11 protein-coding genes and 1 pseudogene are annotated in these 12,942 nt (G+C 37.7%); 8 read left to right on the forward strand and 4 right to left on the reverse strand.

Translation table 11 applies throughout. The annotated features are described in order from the left end of the window. Window positions 1-256: 256 nt before the first annotated feature. Complete coding sequence (locus tag ASJ81_RS00125; protein WP_245859633.1) at window positions 257-2,512, forward strand: PKD domain-containing protein; 2,256 nt, start codon at window positions 257-259, stop codon at window positions 2,510-2,512. Window positions 2,513-3,124: 612 nt separating this feature from the next. Here the strand turns inward: ASJ81_RS00125 and ASJ81_RS00130 are convergent. After that, a complete protein-coding gene (locus tag ASJ81_RS00130) occupies window positions 3,125-4,006 on the reverse strand; it encodes a class I SAM-dependent methyltransferase (protein ID WP_095642681.1) in 882 nt (293 codons plus the stop codon). A 266-nt stretch (window positions 4,007-4,272) separates the two neighbouring features. Between ASJ81_RS00130 and ASJ81_RS00135 the strand changes: the two genes are divergently transcribed. From ASJ81_RS00135 to ASJ81_RS00145, 3 genes are all read left to right on the forward strand, one after another. Then, complete coding sequence (locus tag ASJ81_RS00135) at window positions 4,273-4,617, forward strand: P-II family nitrogen regulator (protein ID WP_048108903.1); 345 nt, start codon at window positions 4,273-4,275, stop codon at window positions 4,615-4,617. Between the two features lie 31 nt (window positions 4,618-4,648). Then, on the forward strand, window positions 4,649-5,842 hold the full coding sequence (locus ASJ81_RS00140; protein WP_095642682.1) for an ammonium transporter: 1,194 nt from the start codon (window positions 4,649-4,651) through the stop codon (window positions 5,840-5,842). A 228-nt stretch (window positions 5,843-6,070) separates the two neighbouring features. Further along, on the forward strand, window positions 6,071-7,288 hold the full coding sequence (locus tag ASJ81_RS00145; protein WP_095642683.1) for an ammonium transporter: 1,218 nt from the start codon (window positions 6,071-6,073) through the stop codon (window positions 7,286-7,288). 362 nt (window positions 7,289-7,650) lie between these two features. Here the strand turns inward: ASJ81_RS00145 and ASJ81_RS00150 are convergent, their stop codons facing one another. Further along, window positions 7,651-8,586, reverse strand: coding sequence for a magnesium transporter CorA family protein (locus tag ASJ81_RS00150; protein WP_095642684.1), 936 nt, complete (start codon window positions 8,584-8,586; stop codon window positions 7,651-7,653). A 122-nt stretch (window positions 8,587-8,708) separates the two neighbouring features. Then, window positions 8,709-8,852 carry a hypothetical protein gene (locus ASJ81_RS23145; RefSeq protein ID WP_212556005.1) on the reverse strand — a complete coding sequence of 48 codons (144 nt, stop codon included), beginning with the start codon at window positions 8,850-8,852 and terminating at the stop codon, window positions 8,709-8,711. Window positions 8,853-8,881: 29 nt separating this feature from the next. Here ASJ81_RS23145 and ASJ81_RS00155 point away from each other — a divergent pair, with 29 nt between their 5' ends. After that, a complete protein-coding gene (locus ASJ81_RS00155; RefSeq protein WP_170943127.1) occupies window positions 8,882-9,211 on the forward strand; it encodes a YnfA family protein in 330 nt (109 codons plus the stop codon). On the opposite strand, the pseudogene ASJ81_RS23150 reads toward ASJ81_RS00155, so the two are convergent. Beyond that, window positions 9,196-9,543: pseudogene (locus ASJ81_RS23150) on the reverse strand (YnfA family protein). The gene ASJ81_RS00155 and the pseudogene ASJ81_RS23150 overlap by 16 nt on opposite strands. 207 nt (window positions 9,544-9,750) lie before the next feature. Here ASJ81_RS23150 and ASJ81_RS00170 point away from each other — a divergent pair. The 3 genes from ASJ81_RS00170 to ASJ81_RS00180 all read left to right on the forward strand — a co-directional run bounded on the left by ASJ81_RS00170 (window position 9,751) and on the right by ASJ81_RS00180 (window position 12,689). Beyond that, a complete protein-coding gene (locus tag ASJ81_RS00170) occupies window positions 9,751-9,984 on the forward strand; it encodes a thioredoxin family protein (RefSeq protein WP_095642686.1) in 234 nt (77 codons plus the stop codon). Between the two features lie 116 nt (window positions 9,985-10,100). After that, on the forward strand, window positions 10,101-10,484 hold the full coding sequence (locus ASJ81_RS00175; RefSeq protein ID WP_095642722.1) for a putative zinc-binding protein: 384 nt from the start codon (window positions 10,101-10,103) through the stop codon (window positions 10,482-10,484). 1,233 nt (window positions 10,485-11,717) lie between these two features. Then, window positions 11,718-12,689, forward strand: coding sequence for a permease (locus ASJ81_RS00180; RefSeq protein ID WP_095642687.1), 972 nt, complete (start codon window positions 11,718-11,720; stop codon window positions 12,687-12,689). The last annotated feature ends 253 nt before the right edge of the window (window positions 12,690-12,942 follow it).

Here is a 12,942-nt window from a genome sequence, read left to right on the forward strand (position 1 = left end):
TGTTAAATCAAACACATTAAGCATCATGGTTTAAGTTACACTTTGGACATTTAGCGGTTTAATGCTATTTTGTTTTTAGTTCAAGTATGCAAGTCTTATCCCAATTATAGAACCAAATTTGGTTATAAGATATGATCTAAGTTAAACAGGTTAGGAGATAACTCTAATGAAAAACTTGAAGACTTTTATAACAATATTTATTTTAACTCTTTTTTTTCTTGCGTTAAGTAGCTCTGCAGCTTTGGCAGCAAATATAGTGATTGACAAAGAGGCTGGCCCAGATGAACCGAGTTATTTTCATACACCTAATTACGAAAACGATTCAGCTTGCATTCAGGCAGCACTGAATTACTCAAAAAGCGGAGATACGATAACTATCTATGGAGAGGATTATTATCTCCCGGAAGAAATATCTCAAACAAATAAAAGTCTGAATATAGTAGGCAAGGGGAAAGTAACCCTTCATCTTCAAACTCCGGATAGAGGAATGGCTCAAGAAGTGAATAGAGAGATTTTCTTCAATGGATCAATTGTCGCAAATACAACTCTGTCTGCTAATGCTAAAAAAGGTTCATCTAAAATTGTATTAACCGATGTTTCCCAGGTTCGCAAGAATGACCTGGTTAAGATCTGGAAAAACGTTCAGTGGTGTCCTCTGGACTATCCTGATCAAATAACAGGTGAAATGTATGTTGTTAAAGGTGTAAATGGAAATGTTGTCACTTTAAATCAACCACTTCTTAGAGATTACAAATTGTCCGAGACTGTACAGGTTGAAGTATACAGGCCTATTCAAATACATATAAAAAATATAAGGATAGAGGATACAGGCAGTTCAACGATTCATCACGGACTTGTTTTGCAATATTGTAAGGATAGTTCGGTCACAAACTCCTGGCTCAATAACAGTGGATTTGGTGATCTTTGTTTATATTCCTGTTTTAATGTGAGTGTTAATAACAATGAAATTTACAATTCACTACACGCTAACTGCGGATATGGTATAAATGTGGCTAGCGGTTCGGCTTTTATAAATATATCCAATAATCACATAGAGAACTGCAGGCATGCTATTACAGGCAATTCAGATGAACGCAAATCTTTAGATCGAGACGTTTTTATCTCCAATAATACTCTGATAGGTACTGAGGTCACTGGTGCTAATGTAGTTGATGCCCATGCCGTTGTTATTAATTTTGTCGTAACTGGAAATAAGATCTACCCACAACTTCTAAAACATTATGCATTTGCAGATGGTACGCAACAGTCTACTTTTTCTGATAATAATATCTATGGCGGATATGGAGGGATATTTAAACGCGGCAGCTTAAACGATGGAGTACACATTTACGAAAACAACACGTTTAATGGTATGACAGGTGACATGTATAAGGGAGGAAATGGAATTGATAGCGAGCTTATAATTAGAAATAATATTCAAAACAAAGGGACTTACGGAATTGATTTTCCAAATAAAGGAAGCTTTAGGAGTATAATAATTAGTAATAACACTTTTAAAAATCTCTCCTATCAAGGAGTGAATCAGAAGTTCCTGATAGACGGGCTAAACTCGGATATTTCCAAAAATACTTTTGAAAATCTGGGACTGGAAGGAATTTATGTAGATGGAAATTCTTTCAAAAATGGTGCTGTAAATATACAAAATAATACTTTAATAAACGTGGATACATCGAGGACCTCTTCCGGAATCCTCGTGAAAAATATTAAGAACGTTGTAATTAGCGGAAACAAGCTATTCAAAACCCCGACTGCTGTCTTCTCTGCATCCCCAACTTCAGGAAATGCTCCTCTGAAAGTCAGTTTTAAGGATAAGAGTACAGGCACACCAACTTCATGGAAATGGAGCTTTGGAGATGGAAATACTTCAACAGTTAAAAATCCTGTACACGCGTATAGTAAAGCAGGAAAGTACACTGTGAGCTTAACAGTAAAGAATGCAGTGGGCAGTAATACCGCAACAAAATCCAATTACATAAATATTGTAACTTTGACAAAACCTGTTGCTGTTTTTTTTGCATCCCCGACTTCAGGAAAAGTATCATTGACAGTAAAGTTTACTGATAAGAGTGCAAATAGTCCCACTTCCTGGAAATGGAGTTTCGGAGATGGAACGTATTCAACATCTCAGAATCCAGCGCACAAGTATACTAAAGCAGGAAAGTACACTATCAGCTTAACAGTAAAGAATGCAGTGGGCAGTAGTACAGCAACAAAATCCAGTTATATAAGTGTTGTAACTGTAACAAAACCTGTTGCTTCTTTTTCTGCATTGCCGACCACTGGAAAACATCCTTTGAATGTGAAGTTCACTGATAAAAGCACAGGATCACCTACTTCCTGGTACTGGAATTTTGGTGATAAAAGCACTTCAACAGCCCATAATCCAACACACAAGTATATTAAAGCAGGAAAATACACTGTGAGCTTAACGGTAAAGAATGCTGCTGGTAGTAACACAGTAAAAAAGACCAGTTATATCGCAGTTAGGTAAGCCAATACTTAAATTGGAAAAAGTAAAAGATCAAGCTTGGGAGTGTGGGATTTATTATTAAAAAATTGAAAATTGGGAATGTGAGATTTATTATTAAAAGATTAAAAAATGAAGTTACCAAAACTTCATCATTTTCCTTTTTGTCTTTTTCGCTTCTGTAACTTAAGGAAACAGCTTAATGTTTAACCTGCTGTTTTTTATGGATTAAGCTTTGAATGTTGACTCTTGTTCATGCATAATCTATATTCTATTCAAAAAGGAAAATTTTTAATTCTGGAATCTCCGGTGATATATGCCCCATCAAATCTAAAGATTTAACGGGTTTTACGCTTCAGCCTATAAGTCCAGAATGGAGATAAGTTCTCCAGACAACAAAAGGCCTGGGATATTATGATGCAAGAAGATTCCGTTAGCTATTTGGATCAGGTTTCCTCTTGCGTCACTTTTTTCTGTTTCTTTGTGCTTCATATAGCTTTTTTGTTAATCCGGTCATCGTCTACCTTCATCACGTAACTGAGTTTTTGTTTGACTGTGGAGTTCTAAGCAGGGCCTGCATTTGTTCTCTTTTTATTGGACTTATTCTCTTTTTGCGAGTTTTGTTTTTTGTGAGGTTTATTCTCTTTTCACAGCTTTCAGGATTGCTGCCCCTTCCGCACTTTCAACATCTACTGCGAAGCCGACATCTTCAAAAAGCCCTTGCCATCCAGCTTCCGAGAGTTGAGGGCCGTGGTGATGGTGATCTGCAAGTGGTTCAACTGCTACCAACATGCCTCCGTTTTTAAGCACTCTCTTAATCTCGAACAGGGCGAATTTGATGTCTTCAAGGTGGTGAAGCATTAAAAAGCAGGTAGCTACATCCACCGAACCGGCTTCAAAAGGAAGGGAATAGGCACTTCCTGTCCTGAATTTTACATTCGGCACGCCAAGGATATCGGCATTCATCTGAGACTGGCCTGTAAGAGAATCATGAAGATCGATTCCGTAAACTTTTGAATCAGGGTTGTTTTTTGCAAGTTCTATGGTAAGGCTTCCAAAGCCGCTTCCTATATCGAGAATTGTTTCTCCTTTTATGTCCGGAAGCACAGAAGGAATCACCTTCATCCGTACACGTGCCATGCGGTCTTTAGGAAATGTTGCCATCTTTGATTTTTCTGCATCTATTGTCATAAAAGGAAGGATAGCATAGATTTTTGACCCATTAACTGCCATGAGCCCTTTTACGTAAACGCTGTCAGTTTCAGTTACGATATGCTCAACAACTGAAACTCCGACATCTCTGCAAAAGCGCATGTTCCATTCTTCTCTTTTCTCGGAAAAACGGATATTCAGGGGAGTATGAACTACAATATAATGAGAATATTCCGGTTTGAAATAATCTGATACGGATTCAGGTTCATTAAGGCAAATTTCACTGATACTTTCCCTGAATAGGGAAATAATTTGCAGGGCAATCTCATCAGCCTCGTTTTTTACACTTCCGATTTCTTTGAACATATCTCTAAATTTGCTTTCACTGAATAAAAGCTCTCTGACAAAAATATTTGAAAACAGGGAAGTAAACTAACACCAGATACTCAGGACTCCTATTTTTAATATACGGTAACAACGTCGAAAGCAGAAAAACAATATTGGGCTCCCTAATTGAAGAATGACTCCGTTTATTTTAATTTTATTTGGAAGAACTATTTAAATATCCAATACCCCGATAGGCAACTTTAAATACAATGATATCGGATACAAGATACCTATTGGTGGTCGTGATGAAGTACATAATCGCAATGATAAGGCCGGAAAGACTCGATGCAGTCAAAAGAGAACTTCAGAAACTTGAGGTTAATAGACTAACCGTATCATCGGTCGCCGGTTATGGTGCGCAAAAAGGGCATCTGGAGATTTACAGGGCAACTGAACATGAGGCAAATCTTCTTGAAAAAGTCAAGATCGAAATTGCTGTGGAAGATCATTTCCTGCAATCAGTTATTGAAGCAATAAACACCGGAGCAAAAGGCAACGATGGTTATATCGGAAGCGGCAAGATATTTGTGCTTCCTTTAGAGGATGTAATACGGATTCGCACTAACGAAACTGGACCTAACGCTCTATGAATAGATAAATAGCGCTTTATGAGAGGATAATATGGCTATCGAAGGAGCAGACACGGTATGGGTACTAATCTCAGCCGCACTTGTATTACTAATGCTTCCTGGACTTGCGTTGTTCTATGGCGGATTGGTCCAGCGTAAAAATGTTCTTAGCAGTATGATGCATTCATTTGTTGCAATGGGCATCATGGCTCTGGAATGGGTATTGATAGGTTACTCGCTTGCATTTGCAGATGGCAACTGGTTTGTTGGTGGCCTTGGGCATGCATTCCTGAGAGGAATTGATGCATATTCAGTAACTGGCACAATTCCGACTTATGCATTCATTGCATTTCAGGGAATGTTTGCAATAATTACACCTGCTCTGATTTCAGGTGCAATTGTAGGACGTGTTAAGTTTAAATCTTATATTGCATTCATTGCCCTCTGGGGTCTCATTGTATATGCACCTGTCTGCCACTGGGTCTGGGGCGGGGGGTTCCTTACCGGAGAAGCTCTAGACTTTGCAGGTGGTACGGTTGTTCATATAACTTCAGGTGTCTCTTCGCTTGCAATTCTGACCTACATCGGCAAGAGACGTGGTTTTGGAGTAGACCCGTTAAAGCCACACAACGTTACTCTGACGCTCCTTGGAGGTGGCCTTCTCTGGTTCGGATGGTTCGGGTTCAACGCAGGTTCAGCTCTTGCTGCAAATGAGATCGCAGCACTTGCATTTATTACGACGCTTATAGCTCCAGCAGCTGCAGGTTTTGTCTGGATGGCACTTGAATGGCGTCACTTTGGATATCCGACTGCCCTGGGATTTGCAACGGGTGTTCTAGCAGGACTTGTTGCAATAACTCCGTGTGCGGGTTTTGTTACGCCAATGGCAGCAATTCCTATAGGCATGATCACAAGTTTTGTGTGCTACAAAGCTGTAGGACTCAAAGAAAGGTTCGGATATGATGATTCGCTGGATGCCTTTGGAGTACATGGAGTAGGAGGAATAGTAGGTGCACTTCTGGTAGGTGTATTTGCAAGCGTAGGAGGAACTGGTCTCCTGCTTGGAAACACCAGCCAGATGTTAATCCAGCTTCAAGGCGTTGTTATCACGATTGTTTATGCAGCTGTTGGTACTCTCCTTATCGGATTCATACTCAACAGAACTATAGGGCTTAAAGTCAGCGAAAGTGAAGAAAACATCGGACTTGACAAAACGCAGCATGGTGAAATTGCGTACAACGTTTAAGTACAGATTTGAGTACAGGTAAGAGTTTACCTGTACTTTTCTAATTTTCGATTTTCGTTGAAGTTTCCTTATCGAGAAACCCCATCTTAACAGTATCTATCCCGGAAATCTCTTAAAACATATTTCGTATAACACGAAGGGTAGAAATGGTTATGTATGATAACATAGGAAAAAGGTAAGACGTTTGAGATTTCCTAGTTATCGTATAAATATAGATGGGATGATAAGATGTTAAACACCGGTTCTACAGGCTTTATGCTGCTTGCGACAAGTCTTGTGATGCTAATGACCCCTGGTCTGGCATTCTTTTACGGAGGACTTTCCTGTAAGCGGAATATTTTAGGAATTATGATGCAAAGCTTTGTTTCGATGGGATTGACAACTATTTTATGGTTTTTCATAGGTTATTCCCTGTGCTTTAGCGGGGGAGAAGGTGCAATTATCGGAAACCTGGACAAAATGTTTTTGCATGGAATTACTCCAACCACACTATTCAAAGATATGGGGTTCCCGGAAATTGTATTTGTGGCTTACCAGATGATGTTTGCAATTATAACTCCGGCTCTGATCACGGGAGCATTTGCAAACCGGGTTACTTTTAAGGCTTATTTTATTTTCCTTGTTCTCTGGCAGCTTTTTGTTTACTATCCTTTTGTCCATATGGTCTGGGGAGGCGGTCTGCTTGCACAAATGGGAGTTCTTGATTTTGCAGGCGGAATCGTTGTCCATGCTACAGCCGGCTTTGCAGCTCTTGCTTCTGTTTTTTATGTAGGCTCAAGAAAGTACAACAAAATAACAAAGCCAAACAACATTCCGTTAATGGCTATAGGTACTGCTCTTCTGTGGTTTGGATGGTACGGCTTTAACGCTGGAAGCGAACTCAATGTAGATGGAATTACCTCACTTGCATTCCTGAACAGCGACATTGCAGCCTCTTTTGCAGCAATCACCTGGATGACAATAGAATGGTATAAGGAAAGAAAACCAAAGTTCGTAGGACTTATGACAGGAGCAGTTGCAGGCCTTGCAACAATTACTCCGGCAGCAGGTCTTGTTTCTTTACCTGTAGCTGCACTAATGGGAATCTTCGGATCAGTTGTCTGTTATTTTGCCGTACATCTTAAAAACAAGATGGAATGGGACGATGCTCTTGATGTATGGGGTGTCCATGGAATTGGTGGCGTTACCGGAACAATTCTACTTGGAATCTTTGCCTCGACGGCTATAAACCCGGCAGGAGCGGATGGCCTGCTTTACGACGGCACAGCATTCTTTATTAAAGAAGTTGTGGTTGTTGCAGCTACTTCAGTCTATGCATTTGTGTTTACCTACATTATGCTGATGTTAATAAACTTGGTAACTCCGGTCAGGGTTACAGATGAAGATCAGCTTATAGGCCTGGATATCTCTATGCATGGAGAATGTGCCTACGACACAATTCACTGAGAAAATATATCTTTCAGTTAACCTAAAAACTTAGATATCCAATTAACCTAAAAAGTTAGGGAGCTTCCCTAACTCTTTTATCTTTTCTATTTCAGTTTTTCGGATTGTCTTCCTTTCACAGGAAGCTGCACTCAGGGATTTTCAAGTACGAAATTAACAAATAAAAAGTTCTGAAGAAAACATCTTAAAATTCGGGTACTTAGGCGAGATTTATTTTAAAATTGATATTTAACATGAAAATGCTGCTATCAGCATTCATTTTCATATAGTTGTGCATGTTATTCAAGGAATATCATGTTTGTTTTCAGTGTTTTTTTAGAACCTTTTTTTCTTAGAATAGTTGTTTTCTTAAAGCAGTTGCTTTAGAATAGTTGTTTTCTTACCATTGTGAAAGCTAGGATCGTTGAGAAAACTAACGATATTATGAAAATAATTACAAATGCATGAGGATTATACTCGAAGGGGACGTCAACGTTCATTCCAAAGAAACTGGCAACCATTGTTGGGACTGATAAGACGATTGTAGCTGAAGTAAGGAATTTCATAACAATATTTAAGTTATTGGAAATAACCGAAGCATATGCATCCATTGTTCCGGTCAGGATATTGCTATAGATATTTGCCATTTCAATTGCTTGCTTGTTTTCGACAATAACATCCTCAAGAAGATCCGTATCTTCAGGATACATTTTGACAGGAGTAGACCTAAGAATTTTCTCAAGGACTATTTCATTGCTTTTTAAAGATGTAGAGAAATATACCAGGCTTTTTTCCAGTTCAAGAAGCTGAATTAATTCTTCGTTCTTCAGGGACTTATGCAATTTGGACTCAATTTTATCGCTTGCTTTATCAATGCGCCTGAGATACTGAAGATATAACTTTGAGTTTTTATACAGGATCTGTAAAAGAAACCGTGTTTTTTTAAATGTATAAAAGGATTTTATTCTCCTTTCAATAAAGCTACTAATAACATAATTTTCCTGAAGGGAAACGGTAACGATGTTTCTGTCGGTAATTATAATCCCAAGGGGGATTGTATAATAAATTCCTCCATCTTGCAAGTTCGCGTTCGGTACGGGTATATCTATTAATACGACAGTACAGCCTTCATCCACTTCAATTCTGGAACGTTCTTCTTCATCGAGTGCAGCTTTGAGGTGTTCAACAGGAATATTCAGATTTTCTGATATAGAGAGAATTTCCTGCTCTATCGGATTTGTAAGATTAATCCATGTACCGTCTTCAACCTGATCAAGAGTTACCAGTCCGGAATCTGTTGATTTGAATATTTGAAGCATGGATATTTCTCTCCCTATATAGTATAGAAGTTACATACTCAAAATGAGAATAGAATTATACAGGGCTTCAAGCAGAACGCTTATCTATAAATATATTTTCATAACAAATATTTCTGCCAGGTTTAATTATTTATTAAACTTTCTTCTCTTTGTTTTTCTCTATTTTTTTTCCTAAAATTCCTTTTCTTTTCCTGCAACTTTCTATAATTCTCTTCTTTCCTTGATCTTATAGGCTCCCTGGTTATTCTTATTGGAGTATCAATCATTTACTACTGGCCAAGAGAGGATGATATAAATGATTGACTCTGTAGTATCTCTTGTTCTGTTTTTTCTGGCTGCCCTTTTTGAAATAGGAGGAGGCTATCTTGTTTGGTTATGGTTAAGGGAAAAGAAAGGAGCAGTACTCGGGCTTCTCGGAGGACTGACGTTAGCAGTTTACGGGATAATTCCAACTTTTCATCCGGCGCATTTCGGTAGGGTTTATGCTGCCTATGGAGGAATCTTTATTGTTTCATCCCTGATCTGGGGAGCTCTGATAGACAAGAAAAACCCAGACAAATATGAAATAATAGGGGCATTGATCGCACTTGCAGGTGTGCTGATAATGTTCTACATTCCTCGTTGACAGGTCAGTATAAAGATAAATAGAGGATAAATATGGGTATCGGGAGGGATTTTGTCAAAAATCCAGCCCCATAAGAGGGATATAACAACAAAAATACCACCATAAGTTGTATATATTCTACGGAAGTAAGAGCGCTGAAAAGTGGGCACGATTCCATATCAAAACAGGACAATTGCCCCTGAAAATGCAAAAATCAGTCTTCTGTCTTCACGTAGCCACAACCACATAAGGTATCCTCCTCCTGTCTCGAAAATACCTGCAAAGATAAACAGGAAGATAGTATACATAAAGCACCTTTTCATGGAAATGCATTCGGGTTCTGTTTCAACCATGTTCTTCAAAGATTGCCAGATATATATATAAATACATTGATTTTGACTCTTCTTGGATTTAATTTAAACGTTGATCCGGTTGAAACTTGATTCAAATTATTTTGAAATAGGAAATTTTATATAGGTTATTTCAAATATATTTGAAATAGAGAATGTTGTTTGAAATAGAGAATGTTATTTTAAATAGAGAATGTTGAGGTGAATACGATGAAAATCGAAATACTTGGTACAGGATGTTCAAAGTGCAACAAAACAAAAGAAATTGTTGAGAAAGCTGTAAAGGAAACAGGTGTAAATGCTGAAATCATCAAGGTAGAAGATTTCGATAAAATTCTGGGATATGGAGTCATGGTCACTCCTGCTCTTGTGGTTGACGGAGAGGTTAAAGTCGCAGGTAAAGTTCCAAGTGTCGATGAAATCAAAAAGTGGATTAAAAAATAAATCTGTTAAAATGATTGAAGTGTTAGCTCGGAACTAGAAAGCAAAATTATAGTTAATTTAAGATAAACTCAAGATTACAGTCACTTTATGATAAATCCGAGGTCAGTGTGAAAAATATGCCAGAAGAACCAAAATGTGCATGCGGTTCGGCAAATGTGGCAATTTTCACGTGTGCTGGAGCAGTCAATATAGGCCAGCTCTCAAACAGAATCGCAATCAAACTCGAAAAGCAGGGTATAGGGAACCTGATGTGTACTGCCGGAATAGGTGCACGAGCGCCAGGACTTATGAAGTCTGCAGAAACTTCTGATCGTATTATTACAATTGACGGTTGTCCTTTGAACTGTGCCAGCAAGACACTTGAGCTTGCAGGGTTTAAACCTGATAGACAGATCGTAATTTCCGAATTTGGAATCAAGAAAAGCAAAGAAAGAGGTCTTGAAGACCAGGAAGTAGCAGATACTCTCAGGAAAGTCATGGAGATCCTTCAATCAAAGTGATCTTCCATTTTAGTCTTTTATCTTTTAATTTGAATCTCTTCCCTTTAAATTTATACAAAACCGCTCTGCACAAAACCGTTAACAGATATTTAAGCTTGTTTACAGGGTTTTTAGCTTTTTACGGCTGACTTTGTCACTAAAACTTTTTGATGTCAATTCTTAATCGGTTTTAGTGGCTGACTTCTTATAGAAGGAAAAGAGCAAGTAAGACTCCGAAGGGAAAAATAGAGTGAAGAAAAGTGGGAGTAAACTACAGGATGTAAGAATAGATTCATTTTCAGCAATCGCATCTACCACAAGAAGGATGAAGATTCTTGTTGCTGTTTTCGACTTCCCAGCATTCGAAACAGAGCTTTACAGTGCCAAGTTTCCTATGCTTTACTCTAAGCAGTGAACTTTCATCCTTCCCACAGATAGAGCATTTGACCATACTTGAAGCCCTCAATTAGTGAATTTAAATTCAGCTTTGATGAGATTTGAGCCTTCAGTCATGTTTCAGAAAGCATTGTTTAAGCACACTTGAACTCTCTATTGGTGTTTTCGTGACAGTATGTTCATAAAGATTCCCTTGCTGGTTTATTAGATGTATAATTAAACCTTTAATTACACTGGCTTTGAATATCGGTGTTAAAGTGTCTCAATCTAATTTCACTCTAATTCAGGTATTATTATTATTATTATTATTATTATTATTATTATTATTAGACTCAGTACCAAAATCTAGTGATGAATGTAAAACTCAAAATCACTAGATTTTATAAATGGTCACCATCCATGACTCTGTTCCAAAATCTAGTGATTTTTTCATTTCTTGATTGAAAATCTGAATTCGAAAGAAGAATCCCGTTTTCATCAAAATCAATATTCGACATCTAAAGACTTCAATCCCAAAGTTGTATCTCAGGGATGGTGACCAATTACAAAATCTAGTGATTTTTTATTTTATGTTCGTCACTGGATTTTGATACTGAGTCCCATCCATGTAATACAACTTAGTGATTCAAGTCTTTAGATAGCGAATATCGATTTTGATAAAAACTGGATTCTTCTTGCTAATTAAGACTTTCTATCAAAAATGCAAAAATCACTGGATTTTGGAACAGAGTCTATTATTATACATATTTACTTAGAGCGGCAACTTTATATCTTTTAAGGATCATATAAATATATATTGATATAACGTGAAGTAAAAATTACAAAAAGAGTGCAAATAACTGGAAGAAGGAACTCAAAATGGTAGATATATTTTATCCTCTTCAATGGATTGCAGACAAGCTAACATACGAGGTTTTCGGGATTGCACCTGACACGCGCCTTGCAGCTAGCGTTAACTTTGTTATTTACGATGTGATGAAAATTTTCTTGCTGCTTGCATTGATGATTTTTTTCATTTCTTATCTCAGGACCTATATTACTCCTGAAAGAACCCGGAAGGTGCTTGGAAACAAAAAAGGGATTAAGTATTACTTTCTTGCGTCTCTGATCGGAACAGTAACTCCTTTTTGTTCGTGTTCTTCAGTTCCGATTTTTATCGGGTTTGTAGAGGCAGGCGTACCTCTTGGAGTTACTTTTTCCTTTCTGATAACTTCCCCTCTCGTAAATGAAGCCGCAGTTGCTGCTCTCTGGGCAACTCTCGGCCTTAAAGCAACAGTGATCTATATTGTATCAGGAGTTATACTGGGAGTTATTGGGGGTTATCTGATTGGTATTATGAAGCTGGAAAGGTACGTGGAGGACTTTGTTTATAAGATAAAAGTAGGGCAGCAAACTACAAAACCCGATGAGCTTACTGTAAAGGAACGAGTAAATATTGCATTTGAAAACGTAAAAGACATTATGGGAAGGGTATGGGTCTATGTAATTATAGGCGTTAGCATAGGAGGCATTTTTCACGGATATGCACCTGAAGGTATTTTAGAGAAATATGCAGGCAAGGACAACCTGTTTGCAGTTCCGATTGCCGTCCTGATCGGAGTTCCATTGTACTCAAATGTTATGGCAATGATTCCTATCGTAGAAAGCCTAATTGGGAAAGGGCTTCCTATAGGAACTTCTCTTGCGTTCCTTATGTCCGTTACAGCTGTTTCCCTGCCCGAAATGATCATCCTTAAAAAAGTGCTTAAAAATGAGCTAATAGCGATTTTTGTCTCAATTGTGGCAATTTCGATAATCTTTACAGGATATCTATTCAATATCCTTTTATAACCAGTATGAGCCCCAATCAAACATTGAGAGAAGTAGGGATAAGCTGTACAAAACCGAAACTTTTCCTTCTTCTTGTCTTTTTACTCTATTTGTTAACTAGTGCTTCGATTCCAAAATCAATTTTTTTATTTCTTGGGGAAATTCATGATCTTCGGGTCTATTCAAAATATTATAAATGTATAACAAATTTGCTATAATATTCATATCATCACTATTATTATAAATATAAAGTTAAAATCACTTTCTTTAAATA

Source organism: Methanosarcina spelaei, from assembly GCF_002287235.1.
Classification (GTDB): domain Archaea; phylum Halobacteriota; class Methanosarcinia; order Methanosarcinales; family Methanosarcinaceae; genus Methanosarcina; species Methanosarcina spelaei.

Bases quoted from the DNA above. Each gene is read 5' to 3' on its own strand.
- ASJ81_RS00170 (WP_095642686.1), top strand. From the start codon at position 9,751: ATGAAAATCGAAATACTTGGTACAGGATGTTCAAAGTGCAACAAAACA.
- ASJ81_RS00145 (WP_095642683.1), top strand. From the start codon at position 6,071: ATGTTAAACACCGGTTCTACAGGCTTTATGCTGCTTGCGACAAGTCTT.
- ASJ81_RS00180 (WP_095642687.1), top strand. From the start codon at position 11,718: ATGGTAGATATATTTTATCCTCTTCAATGGATTGCAGACAAGCTAACA.
- ASJ81_RS00175 (WP_095642722.1), top strand. From the start codon at position 10,101: ATGCCAGAAGAACCAAAATGTGCATGCGGTTCGGCAAATGTGGCAATT.
- ASJ81_RS00135 (WP_048108903.1), top strand. From the start codon at position 4,273: ATGAAGTACATAATCGCAATGATAAGGCCGGAAAGACTCGATGCAGTC.
- ASJ81_RS00150 (WP_095642684.1), bottom strand. From the start codon at position 8,586: ATGCTTCAAATATTCAAATCAACAGATTCCGGACTGGTAACTCTTGAT.
- ASJ81_RS00155 (WP_170943127.1), top strand. From the start codon at position 8,882: ATGATTGACTCTGTAGTATCTCTTGTTCTGTTTTTTCTGGCTGCCCTT.
- ASJ81_RS00130 (WP_095642681.1), bottom strand. From the start codon at position 4,006: ATGTTCAAAGAAATCGGAAGTGTAAAAAACGAGGCTGATGAGATTGCC.
- ASJ81_RS23145 (WP_212556005.1), bottom strand. From the start codon at position 8,852: ATGATTGATACTCCAATAAGAATAACCAGGGAGCCTATAAGATCAAGG.
- ASJ81_RS00140 (WP_095642682.1), top strand. From the start codon at position 4,649: ATGGCTATCGAAGGAGCAGACACGGTATGGGTACTAATCTCAGCCGCA.